This is a genomic window from Streptomyces violaceusniger Tu 4113 (genome assembly GCF_000147815.2).
GTDB classification, from domain to species: Bacteria; Actinomycetota; Actinomycetes; order Streptomycetales; family Streptomycetaceae; genus Streptomyces; species Streptomyces violaceusniger_A.
On the sequence record NC_015957.1, the window covers coordinates 6,867,045 to 6,890,725 of the forward strand.

The window sequence follows — 23,681 nt, forward strand, 5'->3', positions numbered from 1 at the left end:
GCAGGGGCCGCAGGCCACCGGGCAGGTCGGGGAGCTGGAAGGAGTAGCGGCCCAGCAGGTTCTTATCTGGACGATTTCTGCGACGGTGATGGCTTACTCGTAGAAGCAAGCCTGTGCCGCTCGAAAAGTCATCGCTGCACGTCATGCCGCATGTCTGTATTCGTTGATGAGGCCGCCGAGGATCCGGGTGCGCAGGACTTTATGGATGTGGAGGTCATACGCCGCGGCGGGTTGTTCATGAGCGTCGGGTGGGAGCTGGCAGCGGGCCTGATGAGGTCGGTGCTCGTTGTAGTGCCGCTCGTAGGCGGCGAGGACGTGGCGCGCGTGGGCCTCATTCATGATCAGGACGTGGTCGAGGGCTTCGCGTCGGATGCTGCCGATGATGCGTTCACAGTGCGCGTTCGTGCGGGGAGCTTGTGGCGCACTTTCGAGGATCTCCATCTCCTCGGACTGGAAGATGGCGTCGAACGCCTCGCCGTACTTGCCGTCGCGGTCGCGCAGCAAGAAGCGCAGGTTCTCGATGCGTACGCCCAGGTCGGATGTGAGGTTCCTGGCTTGCTGCACTGCCCAGTCCCGTGTTGGGCGGGCGGTGACCCCGGTGATGTGCAGCCGCCGGGTGCCGTGCTCGAGGAACGCCAATGCGTACAACCGCCTGCCGAGGGCGGTGTCGATGTGGAAGAAGTCTGCCGCGATGATGCCCTCGGCTTGCGCGGTCAGGAACTCGCGCCAGGTGGGACCTGAGCGACGCGGCGCGGGGTCGATGCCGGCCGCGTTGAGGATCTCCCAGACCGTCGAAGCTGCGATCCGATACCCGAGTCGGCTCAGTTCACCTTGGATCCGCCTGTGCCCCCACTGCGGATTCTCCCGGGCCAACCGCACAACGAATGTCTTGATCGCTGCCGGGGTGGGTGGGCGTCCGGTGCGTCGGCGCGCGGTGTAGTCCCACTTCGCGGCGATGAACCGACGATGCCAGGCGAGCAGGGTGCCGGGCGTGACAGGGAAGACCTTGAGCCAGTGGCGTCGGGGTATCAGTGCGGACAGGGCTGCGAACCAGAACCGGTCAGCACGCTCATAGCGGACCGGTCCGGTCAACTGGCGGCGCAGGACCGCGTTCTCGTGCCGCAGCACCAACAGTTCCGCGTCCTTCGCCGTCCCACGCCGGAGGAGCACCGATGGAACCGTCAGCAGCTTCCGGGTTACCTTGTACAGCAAAGACACGATCACCTACGTATGATCCCAGCGGCCCGACCACACCCCGCTCACCTGCGGCGATGACTTTTCGAGCGGCACAGCCGCATTCCGCTCGGCCAGCAGCACCTCATGCAGTTGCTGCCACACGCCCGCCTCGTTCCAGTCCCGCAGTCGCCGCCAGCAGGTCATGCCCGAGCCGAAGCCCAACTCCTTGGGCAGGTATTTCCATTGGATACCGGTGTGCAGCACGTACAGGATCCCGCACACCAGCTCTTCTCTGGGGGGGGAGCGGCTGTGGCGCGAGGCAAGCTGGAGGGTTTCATGCAGCTCAGCGCCAGTTTCGTTAACGCTTGCATTTGCAACAGGTGTGGTGGTATCGCCGGTTCAGGTGAAGCCCGGCGGCGGCGCTGGCGGCGGTTACGGGCTTGACGACGCGAACGACTGCGGAGTGCCCGTCGTCGGCGGGCTCGCCCGCCGCACCGCACGCCGCTGGCGCTCCAGTCGCCTCGGCACCTGATCACCCTCTGACCCAGGGAGCACCCTGTGTGCTGCGGTGGCCGTGATAGGAACGGGCGCGTGCCTGGAATGAATATTGAGGTAGTGGTTGCCGACGACCAGGAACTGGTGCGTGCCGGTTTCCGTATGATCTTGGATGCGCAGTCGGGCATTGAGGTGGTCGGCGAAGCGGCAGACGGGGTCGAGTGCGTGGAGCTGGCGAGCCGCTTGCGCCCCCAGGTGGTGTTGGTCGATATCCGTATGCCGCGGCTGGACGGGTTGGAGGTGACCCGGCAGCTGGCTGGCCCGGGGGTGGCTGAGCCATTGAACGTCGTGGTGATTACGACCTTCGATCAAGACAACTACGTGCGCACCGCGCTACGCAACGGCGCGTGCGGGTTCTTGTTGAAGGACGCCACGCCGGCCCTGCTGGTGGAGGCGGTGCATGCGGCCGCCCGGGGGGGTGCTCTGGTGTCGCCTGCGGTGACGGTGCGGCTGCTGAAGCGCCTGGAGCAGGCCGAGCTCGGCGCGGTTTCCGCTGGTCTGGAAGCGGTCGGGCTGAGCGCGCGGGAGCTGGACATTGTGCGGTTGATCGCGGTAGGCCGCACCAACCAGGAGATCTGCGACGAGCTGTTTCTGTCGTTGTCGACGGTTAAGACATACCTGGGGCGGGTCCAGTCCAAGATCGCGGCCCGTAACCGGGTGGAGATCGCGGCGTGGGCGTGGGAGCACGGGGCGGTGCGGCCGGGTAGATGAGTTTCCTGGTCAGGCCACAGGTGGGGGGCTGGCGAGCGCAGTGGCACCCTGAGGAGAGCCTGGTGCGTGAAGCAGGAAGGTGGCTCGCACTTCCCACCCACTGTTGGGCAAGGGACCGGCGTGGAAGGCTCCGTCGAGTGCTTCGACCCGTTCGCGCAGTCCGATGAGGCCAAAGCCGCCCTGGCCGCCGGCCGGCACAGGGGCGCGGTTAGTTCCTCTGGTGTTGGTGATGCTGATCTGTAGCCAGGTGCTGTCGGCGTCGAGGCGAACGTCGGCTTGGGCGCCGGGAGCGTGACGGCGCACATTGGTGAGTGCTTCCTGGGCCACGCGGTAGACGGAGATTTCCACTTCGGGGCTGACGTGGGCGGTGCGTGCGGCGACGGTGGCTTCCAGGCGCGCGGTGGCGGGCACGGCGCCCACGGCCGCAGGCGCCGAGTAGCTCGCGGCCAGCTCGGCGAGTTCGGTCAGTAGATCTCCCGGGCGTAGCGCGGTGTGATTGTCCTCCCTCAGCACGCGGACCAGGCGGCGCATGGACTCCAGTGTCTCAGTGCCGGCCTGGGCGATGTTTCGCAGGATCGGTTCAACCCTGTCGGGTGCGGTGGGGTAAATAGCTGTCGCTGCATGGGCCTGGACGATGATTCCCGTCATGTGATGGGCGATCAGGTCGTGCAGGTCTCGGGCGAGCGCGAGACGTTCAGCCTGGCGGACGTAGGTGATGGCCCGCTGGCGGCGGACTTCCAGGGCGCGGATAGCACAGCCGAGTGTGATGATGATGGCGAGTACTACCGTCAGGATGTAGTCGCCGGCCACGATGTTGGACCACGAGCCGGTGCGGGCAGGCAGTGCCAGGACGGCGAGGCTCAGGGTGGCAGCTGATGCGGCTGCAGTCGCGGGGCGCGAGGTCTGTGCGGTGGTGCGGAGGAGCAGGACGATCAATCCGGCAGATTCCAGCGCACCCCAGGAGGATCCGGTTTGGGGCAACGCGAAACAGATTCCGCTCAGGACCAGTGACATAGTCACCATCGCCCAGACGCGCGGCAACAACCGGGGCGAGAAGCGCGTGTCGCTGACAGCAAGCATCGTGACCGGGCCGGTTACCAGGACAGGAAGCCAGTTCGTGGCGGGGTGCCACGGGTCGGGTGCCATGGTCAGCAGGGCGATGTCCGCCAGCCACGTCAGGGCAAGCGCGAGCAGCCCGAAGCCAGTAATGAGGCGTTTGACTGCGGGCGTAAACGGAAGGTGCAAGTCCACGCTTGCCAGCGTAGGTGGACAGATACGGATTGCCGTGTCGGCCGAATAGCCGACAGGCCCGTGCCGAAAGGGTACCTACGGCCGACACGGCACAGCATATTCGCAGACCACCATGGAATCACCGATGGCCGGTCCTTCCCCGAGGCTGCCCGCCGGTATCCGAGCCGTCAGCGCTGACGGCGCACACAGCCAGCGGCGCTGCTGCAGCCGGGCCGATCAGGTAGGCCGCAAGGCGCCGCTGAGCGTCCGGGTCCGTCACACGTAGCGGCGGAGCCGGACGGCGTACCGCGTCCCGTGGGGACGGAGGCCGGTACGCGTCGCGGCCCCCGCTGCTCACACTCGGCGGGGCGCCGCGGCACCCCTCACTTTGGATCCAGGAACGGAAGTGCTGAGCTATGAGTGACGACGTGGTCGTGGTGATAGGCGCCGGCGGCATGGGGCAGGCTGTGGCCCGCCGCATCGGAACCGGGCGGCACCTGCTGCTCGCCGACCACGACGGGTACATCCTGCAAGCGACCGCCGAGCGCTTGGAGGCGGACCTCATCTCCACTCCCCTGGGCCAGGCCGAACTCAACGGCGCGTCAGGCGCCGCCATACGGGCCGCCAGCCAAATCTCCCCCGTGCCGCGCCTGGGCACGCCGGAAGATATTGCCGCCGCGGTGGACTTCTTACTCAGCCCTGCCGCCCAGTTCATCACAGGCACCGATCTCCTTGTCGACGGCGGCGTCACCACGGTGACGACAGATCCCTGGGCAAAGGACGCGCAGTAGTCACCCAGCCCGCACTAGGCCAGCACAGAGGGCCAGGACGGCCCTTCCGCGAGTGCGCGCCTCGCCTCATCGGGTCCTTTTTTTGCCTCTTTTCGCGCAAGGGTCCAGCCGCGCACGCCCTTCAACCAAGCACCTTCATTACGGAGGAGTCACACCCTCATGGCAACCTTCCTGCACAGGATCGGCCAATTCGCCTTCCGGCGACGCTGGCTAGTCGTTCTCCTGTGGGCCGTCGTCCTCGGCGCCCTCGGCGCCGGCGCAGCCAGCAGCTCGGGCTCGGTAAGTCCGAGCCTCACCCTGCCCGGCACCGAGTCCCAGCGCGCTTTCGACCTCCTCGGTGAGAAGTTCCCGGCCGCCAACGCCGAAGGCGCCAGCGCTCGTGTCGTGCTGCGGGCCCCCGAAGGCCAGAAGATCAGCAGCCCTGGCAACCTCACCGCGGTCCAGTCGACCTTGAAGGACCTCAAGGACTCCTCCTCACACGTCGGCCAGGTCAGCGACCCCTTCGCAACCAAGACGCTCAGTGCGGACGGCACCACCGCCTACGCACAGGTCACCTACACCGTTGCGGGCGCCGACCTGACCGATGCCGACCACACCAGGATCGACGACGCGCTGGACGCGGGCCGTGACCAGGGGCTGACGGTCGAAGCATCCGGTGACGCGCTGGCTCCCCCGGAAGGGAGCCACTCCGCGGAACTCATCGGATTCGCTCTCGCCGCCGTCATCATGGCCATGACTTTCGGGTCCCTGATCGCCGCGGGCCTTCCACTGATCACCGCAGTGGTCGGTGTTGGCATGAGCATCGCAGCAATCACCGCACTGAGCTCGACCTTCGATCTCAACAGCAACACGTCCGCGCTCGCATCCATGCTTGGCATCGCCGTCGGGATCGACTACGCGCTCTTCATCGTCTCCCGCTACCGCTCGGAACGGGCGGAGGGACATGACGCGAAAGAGGCCGCAGCACGAGCCAACGGCACCGCCGGCTCAGCTGTCGTCTTCGCGGGGATGACTGTCGTCATCGCCCTCGCCGGCCTGGCCGTCGTCAACCTGCCCATGCTCACCGCCATGGGTCTGGCAGCAGCCGGAGCAGTCGTCGTCGCCGTGCTCGTGGCAGTCACCCTGGTGCCCGCACTGCTGGGATTCGCCAGCGAGCGGGTCCTGGGCAAGGCACGGAAGAAGGCCACCCACACGCCGACAGACGCCGAGACAGCCAAGGCGACCATCGGCAAGCGATGGATCACCTACGTACTGCGCAAGCCGGTGAAGGTCCTCGTGCTCGCAGTCGTAGCTCTCGGCGTCATCGCCGTGCCCGCCACACAGCTCAAGCTCGGGCTGCCCGACGACGGTTCCAAACCCGCCTCCTCCACGCAGCGCAAGGCGTACGATACCCTGTCCGACTCCTTCGGCCCCGGATTCAACGGTCCGCTGACCGTGACCGTCGACGATCAAACACCCAAGACCGCCCGCACCGCCGCCGCCGACATGGCCAAAGCCATCGCCGACCTCCCGGACGTGGCGTCCGTGTCACCCGCTGCCTTCAACCAGGCTAGCGACACCGCCATCATCACCGTCATCCCCAAGAGCGGGCCGAGCGGCGACGCCACCAAGGAACTCGTCGGCGACATCCGGTCGCTTGCTGCCGATACCGGATCGGCCACCGGCGCCCGATCCATGGTGACCGGCACCACCGCGCTCAACATCGACATCTCCGACAAGTTCAGCGCGGCCATCATGCCCTACCTGGCCCTCGTGGTGGGACTGGCTTTCCTCGTCCTGATCCTGGTCTTCCGCTCCATCCTGGTCCCGGTCAAGGCCGCACTCGGCTTCCTCCTGTCGGTCCTCGCCTCCCTCGGCGCACTCGTCGCGGTCTTCCAGTGGGGCTGGCTCAAGGACCTGGTCGGCCTCGAACAGGCCGGCCCGATCATGAGCCTCATGCCGATCCTGCTCGTGGGCATCGTGTTCGGCCTCGCCATGGACTACCAGGTGTTCCTTGTGACACGCATGCGCGAGGCATACGTCCGCGGCGCCGACGCCCGCACCGCGATCGAAACTGGCTTCAAACACAGCGCCAAGGTCGTCACGGCTGCCGCCCTCATCATGATCTCCGTCTTCGCCGGCTTCGTCGGTGGCGACGAAACCATGATCAAGGCACTGGGCTTCGGCCTCGCGATCGCCGTGGCATTCGACGCTTTCGTCGTCCGCATGACGATCGTGCCCGCCGCCCTCGCCCTCCTCGGCGAACGCGCCTGGACCCTGCCCGCCTGGATCGACCGCATCCTGCCCAACGTCGATATCGAAGGCGAAAAGCTCGCCCGCCGAACACCGGACGAAGACCTCCAGGACAAGGACCCAACCCCGCAGTACACCAGCCAGCACTGATCTGCCGACCGGGGTGCCGCGCACGACCTCGTGTGCGGCACCCCGGTCCACGTCTCGTGCGCTGTCGCAGGTCAGGAGTGAAGTTGCGCCGGTTTGGTGGACAACCATCCGTTTGGGGACACTGGTCCCCGCAAGGAGGAGTCCATCGTGCCGAGAACACGCCCGGCCTACCCGCCGGAGTTTCGTCGCCAGATCGTGGAGCTGGTCAGGGCCGGCCGCACGCCGGAGGAGCTGGCCAAGGAGTTCGAGCCGTCCGCGCAGACCATCCGTGCCTGGGCCGGCCAGGACCGGGTGGACGCCGGAGAGCGCCCCGGCCTGACCAGCGACGAGAAGGAGGAACTCGCCCAGCTGCGTCGTGAGGTCAAGCAGCTGCGGGAGGAGAAGGAGATCCGCCGCAAGGCCACGGTTTTCTTCGTCCGGGAGACCGGCCGGTGACGTGCCACCGGCTGATCGACGAGAACACGGCACACCACGACGTCTCCCTCATGGCCCGGCTGCTGGGTGTGTCGCGGCAGGGCTACTACGCGTGGAAGAGACGCGGCCCCTCCCGCCGTCAGGCCGAGGACGCGGTACTGACCGAGAAGATCAAGGCCCATCATGAGCGGTCCCACGGCACCTATGGTGCCCCGCGTATCCGCGCCGACCTGCGCGAGATCGACGGCCTGCCGGTCGGTCGCAGACGCGTGGCCCGTCTGATGCGCGAGGCCGGCCTGCAAGGGGTGCACCGGCGCACTGGCCGGGCATCGCTGACCCTGTGCTTGCCGATAACTTCATCCGTGCAGGTCATGCGGCACGCTGGTATTCGTGGAGGAGGCCGCCGAGGCGATCACGTCGTCGTATGTCGAGGCGGGCTAATATGTCCGGGTCGTCGATCGGCGCAGGTAATGGGTGCAGTGGGCGGGCGTTGGCGATGCCCTGGTGTGGTCGGTGTCCGTTGTAGAACTGCTCGAACTCTCGTAGGGCGTGGAGCAGGTGCCGGTGGTTCCAGATCAAGGTGCGGTCCAGGAGTTCCCATCTGCAGGTCTGCACCCAGTTCCATGATCGAGTTCATTCTCGGCATCCGAACGCCGCTGAGCACGACCTCGATCCCCGCATCCGCCAGGACGGCATCGAACAGGTCGGGGAACTTCCCGTCCCGGTCCCTGATCATGTAACGCGCCCGGCAGCCCACGTCCTCAAGATCCATGGCGAGGTTCTTCGCAGCCTGCGCCACCCACGCTGAAGTGGGGTGCGCGGTGGCACCCAGCACCCGGATCCGTCGGCTGGCATGCTCGATGACGGCAAGCACGTACATCCGAGCCCCGGACAGGGTGACCGTTTCGAAGAAGTCACAGGCCAGCAGGGCATCGGCCTGGGAGCGCAGAAAGTCCGCCCACGTGCTGGAGGACCGCTCGGGTGCCGGATCGACGCCAGCCTCCTGCAAGATCTCCCAGACGGTGGAAGCGGCCACCTTCACGCCCAGGACGAGCAGTTCACCGTGCAGGCGCCGATACCCTCAGCCAGGATTCTCCCGCGCCAGGCGCAGCACCAGAGCCCGCACAGAGTGCACGGTCCGAGGCCGTCCCGAGCGCCTGGGCCGCGAGGCGGCAGCATGGCGGCGTGCGAGAAGGTCGCGATGCCAGCGCAGCACCGTGTCCGGACGCACCAGCAGCCGCACCCCGCGGAGCACGTCCGTGGGAAGCCGGTGCAGCAGCGCCGCCAGAAAGGCCCGATCGCTCGGAGTGAACCGCACCCGCTCCTTACCGAGTTGGCGCTCCAGCACCACGATCTGATGGCGCAAGGCGAGTATCTCGACAGCCTTGTCTCGATCGCCCATCGGGAGCAGGCGCAGCATGGCGAACGCATTCGTCACGCCCAAGTAGACCAGTCGCAGCAGCACGGTCGATCATCTTGCCGCCGCGAGCGCCAGCCTGGCGAGAGCGCCCGCCCGGGCGACTACGCCAGTCGACCCCCCGTACACCGCGCACACCGCCTCCCACCAGCGCGGATGATATTTTCGGCAAGCGCACTGCTCGGCGCGGTGTTCGGCCCTGCTGTTACAGGCGAGATGGCTTACGCCACGCGGCTGATGCCGCTGCTGACGCCCAAGATGCTGTTGCTGGCCGACCGCGGCTTCGATGCCGACGCGTTCCTCGCCTCTGTATCCCACACCGGCGCCCAACTGCTGGTCCGTCTCAACCCCCGCCGCCGTCCAGCCGTGCTGGCCACCTTGCCTGACGGGTCCTTCCTCACCCGATTCGGCGGACTCAAGCTCCGCATCATCGAAGCCCGCATCACCGTCACGACCAACGACGGACAGCGCATCGGTGACCACTACTGGCTGGCCACCACCCTGCTCGACCACCGCACCGACCCGGCTGAGGCCATCGCGCGTCTGTATCACGAGCGCTGGGAAGTCGAATCGGCCTTCTACGCGCTACGCCACACCCTTCTGACCGGCCGAGTACTGCGTTCTTGCGACCCATCCGGACTCGAACAGGAGGTCTGGGCACTCCTCACGCTCTACCAGGGGCCGCCCTCACCGACGCCGGGCACCGTCCCGCCCAATGGGGCCGGCCCACCTGGTCGGGCGAGCGGATGGTGCCGGTGCGGATCGACCTCGCCCGCTCGGCCGGCACCGACTTCGAGCAGATCGTCCTCACCCTGCGGCTCTCACTCGCCGAGCTCGGCCGCCCGCTGCCCGCCTTCGACATCGCGCTGCGCCGCTACTGCCTGCGCAGGGCCATGGTGGACGCCACGGAATCTGCCCCGGGCACGGACCCGGACCGCGCAAGCTTCACTGTTGCCCTCCAAGCCGCCCGCGATCAGGTGATCACTGCCGTCGGCGTGCTCCCCGCTGACGAGACTGCCGACACCGCCGGCGTCCTCGCGCGGGCCGTCCTGACCGCATTGCTCCCCAGGCGCCGCCCACGCATGAGCGCCCGCAGGGTGAAGTGCCCGATGTCTCGATACCCACTCAGTCCAACCGAAAGTCGGCCGTTGAACAGCAAGACCATCACGCACCTGGCCATCAACATCCACCGCCCCCACGACACCCACAGCGCACCCGGAGACGGGGGCCCGGCTCCGCAGGTCCCCAGCGCCGCGCTGGCCAGAACCGGCACCAAAGACCGCACGCTCCAACTCTTGCGCACTGACCCCCACCGGACCTGGCGCGTGCGCGAGATCGCCAACGCCCTTCAATATCCCAACTTCCATAGCCTTTGCGCCCAGTTGAGCCGGTGGGCCCGCGAGGGTCTCCTCCATAAACCGGATCACGGCACTTACACGCTCGCAGCCTCATGGATCCACCACGACCGGCCCCAACCACCAGCGCCAACGTCATTGACGAACCCGCACGGGGCTTAACTACGCGGCATTGTTTTCAGGGCCCGCATGTTCACCGAGTCGATCGCGCAGCGCGACCAGTCCAGCTCGCCGCGGGAGCCGAGTTCGTCGAGTACCAGGCGGTGCAGCTTCGCCCATACCCGCGCCTTCGACCACTCGGTGAATCGCCGGTGGGCGGTCGCTCCCGACGGACCGAACGACGCAGACGGTAGCTGCTGCCACGTGCAGCCCGACGTGGCCACGAACACGATCGCGGCCAGCACTTCCCGGTCACCGTGACGGCGCCGGCCGCCACCCTGCGGACGACTCGGCGCCTTCGACACCACCCGCTGGAACAACTGCCACAACTCGTCCGGCACCAGCCCGCTCAACGATCCCCACACCACGAGCCTATCCAACACTCCAAATGAGATGACCTCTAAGTGGGCGGTCCGTGAGGTGATGTCCGTTTCTGGCTGAGGTGGGAGCAAGGACGCTGGTGGAGGTTCTGTCGGCTATTGCTTCCTGGCGAAGTTGCCGGTTTCGGCCTCGGTGAGGATCCCGAGTTTGACCAGGCGTTTCAGCTTGGCGCGGGTGCCTTCGACGTTCTTCGACAGCAGTTCGTGGCCGAGGGCTTCACAGACGTCCTTGGCCCGTAGTGGCCCGGTCGCGTGGTTGAAGGCGGCGAGGATGCGGGGGTAGTCCGAGTGATCGGGCAGGTCCGGCGCGACGGCGGGGAGCCGGTCGGCGAGGCCGGTGACGGTCTTGCGGGTGATCGTGAGGTGCTCCAGGTGCATCTCGGCCTCCCGCAACCGGGTCTGCAGGTTCTCGATCTGTGCGCGGAGGTCGTCGGCCAGGGCCCGGGCGGCGTCTTCCTGGAGGTCCAGGGCGTCGAGCAGAGGCCGGATGTTCACGCTGCCACCGCCTGCGCCGCGCGCCAGGTGGGGGCGTTCGCCCCGGTGAGGCGTCGGGTCATGACGTGGGTCATCGCCCAGTAGACGCGGGAGGCGGAGGAGGAGGGGCGGTGCTCGTAGTCGCGGACCAGGTGCCGGTGCAGTATCAGGATCCCGTAGGTCTGCTCGACCCTCCACCGCTTCGGCTGCGGCACGAACCCCTTGTCCTGTGGGTTGCGTGCGACGATCTCGACGTCAATTCCCAGGCTGGCGCCGTGCATGACGACCTGGTTCTTGAAGCCCTGGTCGACCAGGGCTTTGCGGACGGTTCGGCCGGCGTGCTCGGCGACCTGGTCCAGCAGGAGGACGCCCGCGGCGTTGTCGTGGGTGTTCGCGGCCAGGACGACGACTGCGATGACCAGGCCGAGGACGTCCACGGCCAGTCCGCGTTTGCGGCCGGGCACCCGCTTGGCCGGATCGTGGCCACTCGTGGCGGCGGGGACCCCGGCGGCCACATGGACACTCTGGGTGTCCAGGACCACCAGGGTCGGGTCCTCTAATCGTCGGGCGCGTTCACGGACCTGGCAGCGCAGGAGTTCATGGATGACCTGGTCGGTTCCGTCGTCCCGCCAGGCGGCGAAGTAGTAGTAGGTCGCGCTCTTCTGCGGCAGGTCGTGCGGGAGATAGGCCCACTGGCAACCGGTCCGCCCCTGGTAGAGGATCGCGTTCACGATCTCCCGCATGTCATAGGCGCCCTGATGACCGCTGACCGAGCGGTGCCGGTCCTTCCATGCGGTGATCACCGGCTCAATCAGAGCCCACTGCTCGTCCGATAAGTCACTCGGGTACGGCTTGCGTTCACTCACCCAGTCACATCACCAGATCAGCAACCGCGGATCGGCAGAATCCGCCTGCCGCCACACCATCAGGCGACAACAGATCCACTCAAAAACTCACAAACCGACCACTAAGAAGTGGGCCCGGAGGACCGGGGCATCGGAGGGCTTACGCCTCCGGACCCGGAGCGCCGGACCGGTGGCGCGGGATGCGCAGCCGGAAGAGCGCACCTCCACCGTCGGCCGCCTCCGCGCTGAGCGCGGAGCCGTGCGCCCGGGCGATCTGCCGGGCCATGGCCAGCCCCAGCCCGGAACCGGGTAGCGCGCGTGCCTGCCGGGAGCGGTAGAAGCGGTCGAAGACGTACGGCAGGTCCTCGGCGGCGATACCGGGCCCGTGGTCACGGACGGTGAGGTCGATGGCGGGTTCCCCAGAGGTGAGCCGGACCTCCACCTCGGCGCCGGGCGGGCTGAACTTCGCGGCGTTGTCCAGCAGATTGGTCAGCAGCCGGGCCAGCCGCGCGGGCACCCCGTCCACCGTGACCTCGGCCAGTTCCGCGGTGAAGGCGGTGTGCGCCCAGTGCGAGCGGGCCTCCTCGACACAGCGCGCGGCCAGCAGATCCAGTCGCACCGGCTCCACCAGCGGCAGCGGCTCCTCGTCCCGCGCCAGCTCGATCAGGTCGTTGACCAGGCCGGTCACCTCGCGCAACTGGCCGCCGAGCGCCGACGCGGCCCGGTCCCGCTGGGCGGGGGACAGCCGGTCGGCACGGGCCAGCAACTCGGCGTTGGTGCGTAGCGCGGTCAGCGGGGTGCGCAGCTCATGGGAGGCGTCGGCCACCAGACGGCGCTGGGCGGCCACCGACTCCTCCAGTTCGCCGAGCATGGTGTTGAAGCTCCCGGCCAGCCGGGAGATCTCGTCCCCGCGCCGCCCCTCCTCCGGCGGCAGCTCGATGCGATGGGCCGGATCGCGGGTGGCGGCGATCCGTTCGGCGGTGGCGGTGAGCCGGGTGACCGGCGCCAACGCGCGACGGGAGGCGATATAGCCGAGCCCGGCGGCGAGCAGCGCCCCCGCAGCGCCGATGGCGGCGAGCAGCCGCGCGGCCTGGCGTTCGCCCTGCTCGACGGTGTCGGAACGCACGGCGAGCTGGAGCGCGCGAGGGCCCCGCAGCGGGGTGGTCAGCGTGCGCATCCGGTGTCCGCGCACGGTGACCACGCTGTAGTACGCGCCGCGGGTGCCCGCGGCCACCTGGCGGGTGGCGTCGGTGACCGGGATCAGCAGGTCCTTGCCCGCCGGGTGCCCCGGTGTGCCCGTCCGGGGGGTGACGACCTGCGCGCAGGCCGGGGCGGCCAGCCAGCGGCATTCGCCGTACAGCGTCCCGGTGCCCTCGTCACGCCGCTCCTGGGCGAGCAGGGTGGCCTGCTGGGTGAGCTGGAGGTCGAGCTGACGCACCAGTTCGTAGCGGATGACCACGTACGCGGCGACGCACACCCCGACCGTGACCAGCGCCACCGCGGCCGAGGTGATCAGCGCCATCCGGGTGCGCAGCGGCAGACGGCCCGCCAGGCGGCTCCCGGCTCGGCGCTCTCCGGATCGACGGTCGCCCGCTGGGCCTTCTCCAGACCGACGGGCGGCGCTCATCGCTCGCCCAGTTCGTAACCGATGCCGTGCACCGTATGGACCAGCCGCGGAGCGCCTTCCGCCTCCAGTTTGCGGCGCAGATACCCGATGTACACCGCCAGCGAGTTGGAGTCCGAGGCGAACTCGGTGCCCCACACCAGCTCCTGGATCAGCTCCCGCGGCAGCACCTGACCGGGATGGCGCAGGAACACCTCCAGCAGCGCGAACTCGGTGCGGGTGAACTCCATCCGCCGTCCGCCGCGCATTCCGGTGCGGCTCTCCGGATCGACGGTCAGATCGGCGAAGGAGAGCACACCGGACACGTTCTCGTCGAGCGCCTCGACGGGCGCGGCACGCCGCAGCAGCGCGCGCAGCCGGGCCAGCAGCTCGTCCAGCGCGAACGGCTTGACCAGGTAGTCGTCGGCCCCCGCGTCCAGCCCCGCCACCCGCTCGCTGATCTCGTCCCGGGCGGTGAGCACCAGGACGGGCGTACGGTCGCCGAGGCCGCGCAGCCGGCGGCACACCGCCAGCCCGTCCATCACCGGCATGGCCAGGTCCAGCACGATGGCGTCCGGCGGTCCGGCGGCGACCGCGCTGAGAGCCGCCAGCCCGTCCCCGGCCACCCGCACCTCGTACCCCTCCACGGCCAGCCCGTCCACCAGGGCGGCGCGGACCTCCGGATCGTCGTCCACCACCAGCACGGCCGCCGTCCGGGGGTCGGTGGGCTTTCCCCGGCCGGACGGGGAGGACGCGGCAGCGGACATCACGGGCCTTTCGGATGGGCACAGGTCAGTCCCCACCCTGGCAGAACACGCTCTTAGAACACTCTTAACGGCATCGGCCACCATGGGCGGGTGCGGATCCTGTCCTACCCCGAAGCCGAGACACCGGCCCCGCTCCGCGCCCAGGTGTGGGAGTTGCAGCAGGACGCGTGGCCCCCGACGGATCCCGGCACCGCTGGCGAACCCGGGCCCACCCATGACCCCGCGCTGCGCCCGGTGTCGATGCTGCTCGTGGACGACGGCCACGGCCACGGCCACGGCGAAGGCACCGTGCTGGCCGCCCTGGACATCCTCACCACGACCCTCACCCACGCGGGCCGGTCCTACCGGGCCGGGGGGCTGAGCACCGTGGTCACCCGGCGGGCGGTACGCGGCCGGGGGCACGGCGCGCGCCTTGTCGCCGCCGCCCACCGGGCGATGGCCGACTCCGGTCTCGACCTGGGCCTGTTCACCTGCGACCGGCCGCTGCGGGACTTCTACACGGGCGCGGGATGGCAGCCGCTGCCCGGCACGGTGCTCGTCGGAGGCACCCCGGACGCCCCCTTCCCGAGCGACCAGCCCTCCTTCGACAAGGTCACGATGGCGCATTTCTTCTCCGCCACGGCCCGGCGCCACCGCGCCGGCTTCCTCGCCGCCCGGATCGGGCTGTACCTCGGCGAGATCGACCGCCTGTGGTGACGACGGGCGCCCGCGCAACGGCCCGTTAGTCCAACACCCCCGCGCACTTGTCCATGGGCGCCCGCCCCGCCGCCGTCCCAAGGTGGAGCACCATTCTCACCAGCTAGGGAGGAGCCGGCGCGTTGACCTACGCAGAGGACGGGCGGCCGAGGGAGGGATGGCCCGGCCGCAGAGCGGTCGTGGCCACCGCCACACTGGCCGGAATCGGAACGGCCATCGGCACGGGCGGTGGCACCGCGCACGCCCGTGACACGGCACCCGGCCGTGCCGCCGCACACGCCCGCGCCACCGAGCGCACGCTGCGGTCGAAGCGGCTGGAGGTCCGGGTGGACCTGGAGTTCCCGCGCATCGTCGCGTACTTCGACCGCGAGACCGGCGCGGTGCTGCACGGACAGCGGGAGCCGGTCCGTTCGGTGCTCATCGACGGCGTCGAACGCACCCCGCGCACCACCGCCGTCACCAGCGGCCCGGACCACATCAGCTACACCCTCGCCTTCGGCGCGACCACGGCCACCTCGGGGGCGGACACCCCCGGCACGGACACCGCCAACGCATCCGCCTCCGGTGCGGACGCCGAGATCGACATCCGGATCCGGGTCAGCGAATGGCAGGTCGACTGGCGGGTCACCCGGATCGCCGACACCGACGCGCTGCGCGTGGGCACCCTGCGCATCCCGGGGCTGGCGTTCCTCAGCGTCCGCGCCGACCAGCCGGGCGCCACCCTGCTGGCCGCCCGGATCGACCTCGACCAGGCCAAAAGCGGTGACACCGCCGTCCGGCCCACGGCCGACACCCCCACCGACGGCGCACCCATCGGCTGCGCCTACGCCGTCGTCAGCACCGACCGGCTCGGGGCCGCCGTCGAGACCAACACGGTCTGGGACAAGCCCTCCTCCGCCGCGGGCACCACCTGGGACAACGGACGGCTGTGGCGGCAGACCGTACGGGAGGACGGCCAGATCACCGCCCGGCTCACCTGCGGTGAGTGGACCCACCGGGCCGCCACCGCGGCCGTCGGCGCCACCGAACCGCTGCCCTGGGCCACCGTGGTCCTCACCCGGGACCGCAACGGCGACGGCGTGGTCGACTGGCAGGACGCCGCCATCGCCTTCCGCGACATCATGGTCAACCCGCTCGGCGCCGACGAACAGCATCTGCGGGTCGTCCCGCACATCCCGTTCAACTTCGCCAGCCAGGCCACCAACCCCTTCCTCGACACCCCTCGACAACGTCAAGCGGATCGCGCTGGCCACCGACGGACTGCGGCAGTACACCCTGCTCAAGGGCTACCAGTCGGAAGGCCATGACTCCGCCCACCCCGACTACGCGGGCAACTACAACACCCGCGCCGGTGGCCTGGCCGACCTCAACACCCTGCTGCGCTCCGGGCGCCACTGGAACAGCGACTTCGCGGTGCACGTCAACGCCACCGAGTCCTATCCGGTGGCCAACGCCTTCTCCGAGACACTGGTCGACAGATACGACAAGCAGTGGGACTGGCTGGACCAGTCCTACCGCATCGACCCCCGCCGCGACCTGGTCTCCGGCGAGATCATCCGGCGCTTCCAGGATCTGCGGAACGACACCGACCCGGCCCTCGCCGCGCTCTACATCGACGTCTTCCGCGAGTCCGGCTGGAACTCCGACCGGCTCCAGCGGGCCCTGCGCGACCAGGGCTGGCGCCTGACCACCGAATGGGGCCACGGGCTGGAGCGCTCCTCGCTGTGGTCGCACTGGGCCACCGAGACCGACTACGGCCCGGACACCTCGCGCGGTATCAACTCCCGGCTCCTCCGCTTCATCCGCAACCACCAGAAGGACGTCTTCGCCGACAAGTGGCCCACCCTGCTGGGCATCCCCCGGATGGGCAACTTCGAGGGCTGGACCGGCAAAACCGACTGGACCGCCTTCTACCGGCTCATCTGGACCCACAGCCTGCCCGCCAAATACCTCCAGGCGCACCCCATCCGCACCTGGGACGACCACGAGATCACCTTCGAGGGGCCCGGCCACACCTCGGTCACCGACACCGGGGGCGTCCGCCGCATCACCACCGACGAGCGGCTGGTCTACGACGGCGGCGGCTATCTGCTGCCCTGGGAGCCGCGCGAGGCCACCGACCCGGCCAAGCTCTACCACTACAACCCGGCGGGTGGCACCAGCCGTTGGCGGCTGCCGCGCGGCTGGTCGGGGCAGCGGTCCGTGGTGCTGTACCGCCTCACCGACCAGGGGCGCGCCGAGCCGGTCACCCTGCCGGTGCGCGACGGCCACGTCAGCATCACCGCCGACCCCGACGCCCCGTACGTGGTGCTGCGCTCCCGGGCCCGTGCCCAGGAGGCCCCCGGCTGGGGCGAGGGCACCCCGCTGTACGACCCCGGTTTCCACTCCGGATCGCTGCGCGGGTGGCAGACCACCGGCCCGGCCACCGTCGAACGCAGCACGCTCGGCGACTACGAGCTGGTCTTCGGCGAGGGCGCGGCCGCCACCGTCGGCCAGCGACTCGACCGGCTGGCCCCCGGCGGCTATGTGGCCTCCGTACAGGTGGAAGTGGGCGCGAAGGCCGGTGAGCGGCGGCGGGCCGCGCTGCGGGTGCACACCGCCGACGGCGTCACCGCGGAGAACTGGACCGAGACCTCGACCGCCGTCAACCACCTGGCCGCCGACCGCAAACACGGCACCCGTTTCCAGCGGATGTTCACCTCCTTCACCGTCCCCGACGGCGGCGGGCCGGTCACCCTCACCCTGGCGGTGGCCGAGGGCAGCGCCCGGGTCCGCTTCGACCGGCTGCGAGTGGTGCGGGCCCGGCGCACGACGAAGCCGGGCACCCTGGTGTACGAGGACTTCGAGCGGGTGCCACAGGGCTGGGGCCCGTTCGTCAAGGGCGACGCGGGCGGGGTGACCGACCCCCGCACCCATATCGCCCAGCGGCACGCCCCGTTCACCCAGGCCGGATGGAACGGCAAGGTGATCGACGATGTGCTCGAAGGCGGCCAGTCCCTCAAGTCACGCGGCGAGAACGCGGGCCTCGTCTACCGCACCGTGCCGCACACCGCCCGCTTCCGCCCGGGGCGGCGCTACCGGGTGAGCCTGACGTACGCCAACGAGGCGGCCGGTCAGTACGCCTGGATCACGGCCGTGGACGAACCCGAACCGCGCGAGCTTCAGCGCACCCCCCTGCCCGCCGCCACCGGGCGGGCCACCCACAGCTACACCGTCACCGCGCCCGCGGACGGCGAGATGTGGGTGGGGCTGCGCAAGACCGGTGACAGCGGAACCGCGGAGTTCACACTCGACTCCTTCACCGTGGAGGAACTGGACTGACACGGCGGAGGGAGCGGGGCAGCACGAAGACATCCACAGCCCGGCTCCCTCCGCCACCCCCACCTCTGGTAAGCCTCCGCCAGGACCCCCCTCCCCTTGGCGGCCAGGCAGTCCGTGGACAAAGATCGGCGAGTGATGGGAGCAGCCGACCGGAGGGGACCGCGGATGTATCACACCTGGATGCGGTACTTCACGCCCAGCCCGGCCCATCACCGCCTCGGCCTGGTGTGTCTGGGCGTCGGCCTCCAGCACGGCGCCCTGCCCGTCGTCGGCCCGCGCGTCCTGGACCACCATGTGGCGGTGGTCATCAGCGCGGGCCGCGGATGGTTCCGCGGCGCGGACGGCCGCCGCCGCACCGTCACCGCGCCCGCGCTGCTCTGGCTCACCCCCGGTGTCACCCACCACTACGCCCCGGACCCGGACACCGGATGGGACGAGGCGTTCGTCGACTTCACAGGACCGGCCACCGCCGCCTACGCCGACCTGGGCTATCTCGACGCGGACGGCCCCGTGGTCGCACTCACCGACACCGCCACCGCCCGTACGGCCATCGGCCGGATCGCCCGCGCCGCGCGCCAGGGCAACCCGTTCCTGGAGGTCGAGACCGCAGCCGCCGTCCATGAACTCCTCGTCGCCCTCCGCCGCGCCCGCGCCGACACCGGCGCCGACGGGCATCCGGTGCTCCAGGCCCTGGCCCGGGACGCCTTCCAGCCGCTCTCGGTGACCGAACACGCCGCCCGGCACGGCATGACACCGGCCGAACTGCGCACCGCGGTACGCCGCGGCGCGGGGTGCAGCCCCAAGGACTACCTCCTCGGAATCCGGCTGGGCCGCGCCAAGGAACTCCTCGTCGGCACCGAACTGCCGGTGGCCGCCATCGCCCGCCGCGTCGGCTACGACGATCCGGCCTACTTCAGCAGACTGTTCGCCCGCCGAGTGGGCACGGCACCGGTCCACTTCCGCGAGCAGCAGTGCCGCTCGGTCCCCGGCGGCTTCACCGACCGCGTCCCCGACCCCAGCCGCCCACCGACGATTCCGCCCTCCGCACCGGCGGACGACGGTCGGCGCGGCGGCGGATGACCGGACGCGCGTCTTGGGCCGGCCGGACGGCTGCGGGGGCGGCTTCCGCCATTGGGGGGACGGTGGGCCGCGAGTGCCCTGCCAAAGGGGCACCATGCATGCGAAGCCGGTCATATCCGGCGGCAGATTCCCAGCAAGGAGTTCCCATGCGTATCCGGACCGCCCTGTCCACGCTCGCCCTCACCGCCGCGTCCCTCGCCGTCGGCGCGGGCGGCGCCATCGCGGACGACGCGCCCGATGTCACCGTCAACAACTCCAGCAGCACGGCCTTCCCCGGCGTGTGCGCCAGCAACCAGTTCTCCTTCGTCACCGTGCCGGTCAATCTGGCGGGCGGGTCGGACTCCGGCGCGTGCTGACCCCCTGAACTCGCTGATGGACGGGGTGCGGCCGGTGCACGGCCCGGGCGGCACCGGCCGTACCCTCGGCCATCGCGTGTTCCCATTCACCGTCCCGAATTCCGGACCGCCCCCTGCACACCGCCGGACGGCCCCGTAGGCTGGCCGGTGTAGTTGGTTCGCCCCGTCCGCCAGGCGGGATGCGTCGTAAGAGGGAACCCGGTGGGAATCCGGGACTGCCCCGCAGCGGTGAGCGGGAACGACCGCCGTCATACGCACTGGGTCCGGTGAGCGGGCCTGGGAAGCGACGGCCACTAGGTGTCCTCCCCCAGGAGGACGCGCCCGTGAGTCCGAAGACCTGCCATCTGCCCGCGTACGGACGACTCGTGCGCGGACATCTCGGTGACCTCGAGGGCGGGTCGGCGTACATACCGGGCAGGTCGCCACGCTTTTGCCGCGCGAGGCCGAAAGCCCGGTACGTCACCCTTCGCGCTCTCCTCCCGTCGCCGGGATCTCAGGGATTCATCTCGCGAAGGAGATCTCCGTGACACCGAAGTCCGCAGCCGCGGCAGCACGGGCCACCGTGTACGGCTACCCCCGCCAGGGCCCGAACCGGGAACTGAAGAAGGCGATCGAGGGCTACTGGAAGGGCCGCGTCACCGCCGACGCGCTCAGGGCCACCGCCGCCGAACTGCGCAGCACCACCTGGCGGCAGTTGGCCGGGGCGGGTATCGACGAAGTTCCCACGGGTGACTTCTCGTACTACGACCACGTGCTGGACACCACCGTCATGGTCGGCGCGATCCCCGACCGCCACCGGGACGCCGTCGCCGCCGACCCGCTCGACGGCTACTTCGCGATGGCGCGGGGCACAAAGGACGTCGCGCCGCTGGAGATGACCAAGTGGTTCGACACCAACTACCACTACCTGGTTCCGGAGCTGGGTCCGGACACGGTGTTCGCGGCCGACTCCGCCAAGCCGGTCGCGGAGCTGACGGAAGCCCTCGGCCTCGGTCTGGCGGCGCGGCCGGTCCTGGTCGGGCCCGTCACCTACCTCCTGCTCGCCAAGCCCGCCCCGGGCGCACCCGCGGACTTCGAGCCGCTCACCCTCCTGGACCGTCTGCTTCCGGTGTACGCCGAGGTGCTGGCCGATCTGCGGGCGGCCGGTGCCGAGTGGGTGCAGCTCGATGAGCCCGCCCTGGTCCAGGACCGCACGCCGGCCGAGCTGAACGCCGCCACCCGCGCCTACCGCGATCTCGGCGCCCTCACCGACCGCCCGAAGCTGCTGATCGCCTCGTACTTCGACCGCCTCGGCGAGGCCCTGCCCGTGCTGGCCAAGGCCCCGGTCGAGGGGCTGGCGCTGGACTTCACGGAGGCCGCCGCCGCGAATCTGGACGCGCTGGCCGCCGTCGGCGGGCTGCCCCGCAAGCGGCTGATCGCCGGTGTCGTGGCCGGCCGCAACATCTGGGTCAACGATCTGGAGAAGTCCCTGGCCAGGCTCGGCACCCTGCTGGGGCTGGCCGACCGGGTCGATGTGGCCGCCTCCTGCTCGCTGCTGCATGTCCCCCTCGACGCGGCGGCCGAGCGGGACATCGAACCGCAGATCCTGCGCTGGCTGGCCTTCGCCCGGCAGAAGACCACGGAGATCGTCACCCTCGCCAAGGGCCTGGCCCGCGGCACCGACACGATCCCCGCCGAACTGGCCGCGAACCGGGCCGCCCTCGCCTCCCGCGCCAACTCCCCCATCACCCGCGACCCGGCCGTCCGCGCCCGCACCGGCGCGGTCACCGAGGCCGACGCCCGCCGCTCCCAGCCGTACGCCGAGCGCGCCGCGGCCCAGCGCGCCCACCTCCGCCTGCCGCTGCTGCCGACCACCACCATCGGCTCCTTCCCGCAGACCGGCGAACTGCGCGCCGCCCGCGCCGACCTGCGCGGGGGCCGGATCGACACGGCCGGGTACGAGGAGCACATCAAGGCCGAGATCCAGGAGGTGATCTCGTTCCAGGAGAAGACCGGCCTGGATGTGCTGGTGCACGGCGAGGCCGAGCGCAACGACATGGTCCAGTACTTCGCCGAGCAGCTCACCGGCTATCTCGCCACGCAGCACGGCTGGGTGCAGTCCTACGGCACCCGCTACGTCCGCCCGCCGATCCTGGCCGGTGACATCTCGCGCCCCGAGCCGATGACGGTGCGCTGGACGGCCTACGCCCAGTCCCTCACCGACCGCCCGGTCAAGGGCATGCTCACGGGCCCGGTCACCATGCTCGCCTGGTCCTTCGTCCGCGACGACCAGCCCCTCGGCGACACCGCCCGTCAGGTCGCCCTCGCCCTGCGCGACGAGGTGGGCGACCTGGAGGCGGCCGGGACCTCGGTCATCCAGGTGGACGAACCCGCCCTGCGCGAGACCCTTCCGCTGCGCGCCGAGGACCGGCCCGCCTATCTGTCCTGGGCGACCGAGGCCTTCCGCCTCACCACGGGTGGCGTACGGCCCGGCACCCAGATCCACACCCATATGTGCTACGCCGAGTTCGGCGACATCGTCCAGGCGATCGACGACCTCGACGCCGATGTCATCAGCCTGGAGGCGGCCCGCTCCCATATGCAGGTGGCCCGCGAGCTCGCCGCCCATGGCTATCCGCGCGAGGCCGGGCCCGGTGTGTACGACATCCATTCCCCGCGTGTGCCCGGCGCGCTGGAGGCGGCCGAGCTGCTGCGCACCGGCCTGAAGGCCATCCCCGCCGAGCGGCTGTGGGTCAACCCCGACTGCGGCCTGAAGACCCGCGGCTGGCCCGAGACCCGCTCCTCACTGCGGAACCTGGTCGCGGCGGCCCGTACGGTCCGCGGCGAGCTGCCCGCGTCCTGACCCGGACGACCGGCCGGGGCCGGAGTGCCACGTCGCGCTCCGGCCCCGGTGCCGAATGCCGAATGCCCGACGCCGGACGTGGTCAGGCGGCTGTCGCGCCGGACAGGGGACGCCGACGGTGCGCCTCGTCCTTCCGCCAGGCCCCGGGCGTGACGCCTTCCCTGGCCGAAAAGGCGCGGCTCAACGCGCTCCCGGTGTCGTAGCCGACCCTGACCGCGATCTCCTGGACACTCAGCGGCGTCTCCCGGAGCAGCACCTTCACCCGGTACATGCGCCATGAGGTGAGGTAGCCCAGCGGGGTGTCCCCCGTTTTCTCCTTGAACGAGGCGGCGAACGCCGAGCGTGACATCCCCGCCTTGCGGGCGAGTTCGTCGACCGTCCAGGGATGGGCCAGGTCCGTGTGCAACTCCCGCATGGCGACGGCCAGTCGGGGGTCTCGCAGTGCGGCGATCCAGCCGACGGTGCCGCCCCCGACATCGGCGCAACAGGTCCGTAGTGCCTGGACGAAGAGCACGTCGGACAGCCGGCTCATGATGAAGCCACCACCGAGCCCGCCTGCCGCGCTCTCCCTCGCGATGAGGTCGAACGTGGTGCGCAGGAGGTGGCCGGCGGTGTGGTCCAGGTTCAGCCGGAACAACGGCGGCAGCAGCGCGAAGAGCGGTTCGGCCGCCACGGCGTCGAAGGCGAACCGGCTGGACACGATCTGCGTCAGCTCACCGTCACCCCCGACCCGCGCCGCGTTGCCGGGAGCCTGGGAGACCAGTCCGTCGCAGTCGACGACCTCGCTGCCCGTGGTGTCCTGAAGGGTGAATCTCACGCCCGCGCGGACCAGGAAGCAGTCGTTCGCCTCCAGCCGCTGCGGCCCGGCGAGCGTGTCCGCGACGAGCCGGCACGAACCACTGGAGATCAGGACAAGCCGGGCGAGGTCCCGGGGAGGGAACGAGATGCCCCACGGCGCATGGGCGTCCACCCGCACATACCGCGCGTCCTCGATCTTCATCGTGGCGAGAAGGTCGTCAATGGGATCCATCTCCACCCTCCTGGACGATCTGCGCCAAACCGTGGACGCCAGGATACATATCGTCCAGCCGGGCCGCCCTATCGTGGAGGTGATCCAAGAACAAAGG

15 protein-coding genes, 6 pseudogenes and 1 riboswitch are annotated in these 23,681 nt (G+C 69.8%); of the genes and pseudogenes, 11 read left to right on the forward strand and 10 right to left on the reverse strand.

The window, feature by feature from the left end; all coding sequences use genetic code 11:
• Nucleotides 1–141: 141 nt before the first annotated feature.
• Both STRVI_RS27840 and STRVI_RS51030 read right to left on the reverse strand, forming a co-directional pair.
• The gene (locus STRVI_RS27840) at nucleotides 142–1,224 is read right to left on the reverse strand and encodes an integrase core domain-containing protein (protein ID WP_014058970.1); all 1,083 of its coding nucleotides are present in this window, start codon (nucleotides 1,222–1,224) and stop codon (nucleotides 142–144) included.
• 48 nt (nucleotides 1,225–1,272) lie between these two features.
• Nucleotides 1,273–1,452 (reverse strand): annotated as a pseudogene (locus STRVI_RS51030) (transposase); the annotation flags it as partial.
• 324 nt (nucleotides 1,453–1,776) lie between these two features.
• Here STRVI_RS51030 and STRVI_RS27850 point away from each other — a divergent pair.
• Nucleotides 1,777–2,442 carry a response regulator gene (locus STRVI_RS27850; protein ID WP_043236631.1) on the forward strand — a complete coding sequence of 222 codons (666 nt, stop codon included), beginning with the start codon at nucleotides 1,777–1,779 and terminating at the stop codon, nucleotides 2,440–2,442.
• A 9-nt stretch (nucleotides 2,443–2,451) separates the two neighbouring features.
• Here STRVI_RS27850 and STRVI_RS27855 read toward each other — a convergent pair whose 3' ends face one another.
• Entirely contained in the window at nucleotides 2,452–3,693 is a 1,242-nt protein-coding gene (locus STRVI_RS27855; RefSeq protein WP_014058972.1) for a sensor histidine kinase, read from the reverse strand.
• 395 nt (nucleotides 3,694–4,088) lie between these two features.
• On the opposite strand from STRVI_RS27855, the gene STRVI_RS55665 reads away from it, so the two are divergent.
• From STRVI_RS55665 to STRVI_RS56080, 4 genes and pseudogenes are all read left to right on the forward strand, one after another.
• Nucleotides 4,089–4,463: an SDR family oxidoreductase gene (locus tag STRVI_RS55665; RefSeq protein ID WP_014058973.1), complete on the forward strand. Its 375-nt coding sequence runs from the start codon at nucleotides 4,089–4,091 to the stop codon at nucleotides 4,461–4,463.
• A 159-nt stretch (nucleotides 4,464–4,622) separates the two neighbouring features.
• Nucleotides 4,623–6,845, forward strand: coding sequence for an MMPL family transporter (locus STRVI_RS27865; protein ID WP_014058974.1), 2,223 nt, complete (start codon nucleotides 4,623–4,625; stop codon nucleotides 6,843–6,845).
• A 147-nt stretch (nucleotides 6,846–6,992) separates the two neighbouring features.
• The gene (locus tag STRVI_RS27870) at nucleotides 6,993–7,280 is read left to right on the forward strand and encodes an IS3 family transposase (RefSeq protein ID WP_014058975.1); all 288 of its coding nucleotides are present in this window, start codon (nucleotides 6,993–6,995) and stop codon (nucleotides 7,278–7,280) included.
• 50 nt (nucleotides 7,281–7,330) lie between these two features.
• Nucleotides 7,331–7,564: pseudogene (locus STRVI_RS56080) on the forward strand (IS3 family transposase); the annotation flags it as partial.
• A 64-nt stretch (nucleotides 7,565–7,628) separates the two neighbouring features.
• On the opposite strand, the pseudogene STRVI_RS48745 reads toward STRVI_RS56080, so the two are convergent.
• Nucleotides 7,629–8,724: pseudogene (locus STRVI_RS48745) on the reverse strand (integrase core domain-containing protein).
• A gap of 126 nt (nucleotides 8,725–8,850) precedes the next feature.
• Here STRVI_RS48745 and STRVI_RS54895 point away from each other — a divergent pair.
• Nucleotides 8,851–9,587: pseudogene (locus STRVI_RS54895) on the forward strand (transposase); the annotation flags it as partial.
• A 620-nt stretch (nucleotides 9,588–10,207) separates the two neighbouring features.
• Here the strand turns inward: STRVI_RS54895 and STRVI_RS27890 are convergent.
• From STRVI_RS27890 to STRVI_RS27910, 5 genes and pseudogenes are all read right to left on the reverse strand, one after another.
• A pseudogene (locus STRVI_RS27890) lies at nucleotides 10,208–10,558 on the reverse strand (transposase); the annotation flags it as partial.
• A gap of 108 nt (nucleotides 10,559–10,666) precedes the next feature.
• The gene (locus STRVI_RS27895; protein ID WP_014058978.1) at nucleotides 10,667–11,065 is read right to left on the reverse strand and encodes a hypothetical protein; all 399 of its coding nucleotides are present in this window, start codon (nucleotides 11,063–11,065) and stop codon (nucleotides 10,667–10,669) included.
• Nucleotides 11,062–11,910, reverse strand: a complete 849-nt coding sequence (locus STRVI_RS27900) for an IS5 family transposase (RefSeq protein ID WP_014058979.1) — start codon at nucleotides 11,908–11,910, stop codon at nucleotides 11,062–11,064. The genes STRVI_RS27895 and STRVI_RS27900 overlap by 4 nt, the downstream gene beginning before the upstream one ends.
• A 139-nt stretch (nucleotides 11,911–12,049) precedes the next feature.
• Nucleotides 12,050–13,411, reverse strand: coding sequence for a sensor histidine kinase (locus STRVI_RS27905; protein ID WP_251982749.1), 1,362 nt, complete (start codon nucleotides 13,409–13,411; stop codon nucleotides 12,050–12,052).
• A 101-nt stretch (nucleotides 13,412–13,512) separates the two neighbouring features.
• Nucleotides 13,513–14,259, reverse strand: a complete 747-nt coding sequence (locus STRVI_RS27910; RefSeq protein WP_014058981.1) for a response regulator transcription factor — start codon at nucleotides 14,257–14,259, stop codon at nucleotides 13,513–13,515.
• A 90-nt stretch (nucleotides 14,260–14,349) separates the two neighbouring features.
• Between STRVI_RS27910 and STRVI_RS27915 the strand changes: the two genes are divergently transcribed.
• The 5 genes and pseudogenes from STRVI_RS27915 to metE all read left to right on the forward strand — a co-directional run bounded on the left by STRVI_RS27915 (nucleotide 14,350) and on the right by metE (nucleotide 22,554).
• Complete coding sequence (locus STRVI_RS27915; protein ID WP_014058982.1) at nucleotides 14,350–14,955, forward strand: GNAT family N-acetyltransferase; 606 nt, start codon at nucleotides 14,350–14,352, stop codon at nucleotides 14,953–14,955.
• Between the two features lie 179 nt (nucleotides 14,956–15,134).
• Nucleotides 15,135–18,276: pseudogene (locus STRVI_RS27920) on the forward strand (endo-alpha-N-acetylgalactosaminidase family protein).
• Nucleotides 18,277–18,441: 165 nt separating this feature from the next.
• A complete protein-coding gene (locus STRVI_RS27925) occupies nucleotides 18,442–19,356 on the forward strand; it encodes a helix-turn-helix domain-containing protein (RefSeq protein ID WP_014058983.1) in 915 nt (304 codons plus the stop codon).
• Between the two features lie 146 nt (nucleotides 19,357–19,502).
• On the forward strand, nucleotides 19,503–19,712 hold the full coding sequence (locus STRVI_RS27930) for a hypothetical protein (RefSeq protein WP_014058984.1): 210 nt from the start codon (nucleotides 19,503–19,505) through the stop codon (nucleotides 19,710–19,712).
• 137 nt (nucleotides 19,713–19,849) lie between these two features.
• Nucleotides 19,850–20,071: riboswitch (cobalamin riboswitch) on the forward strand.
• A 164-nt stretch (nucleotides 20,072–20,235) separates the two neighbouring features.
• Nucleotides 20,236–22,554, forward strand: coding sequence for a 5-methyltetrahydropteroyltriglutamate--homocysteine S-methyltransferase (metE, locus tag STRVI_RS27935; RefSeq protein WP_014058985.1), 2,319 nt, complete (start codon nucleotides 20,236–20,238; stop codon nucleotides 22,552–22,554).
• 82 nt (nucleotides 22,555–22,636) lie between these two features.
• Here metE and STRVI_RS27940 read toward each other — a convergent pair whose 3' ends face one another.
• Nucleotides 22,637–23,584 (reverse strand): AraC family transcriptional regulator, encoded by a 948-nt coding sequence (locus STRVI_RS27940; RefSeq protein WP_014058986.1) that lies wholly within the window; start codon nucleotides 23,582–23,584, stop codon nucleotides 22,637–22,639.
• Between the last annotated feature and the right edge of the window lie 97 nt (nucleotides 23,585–23,681).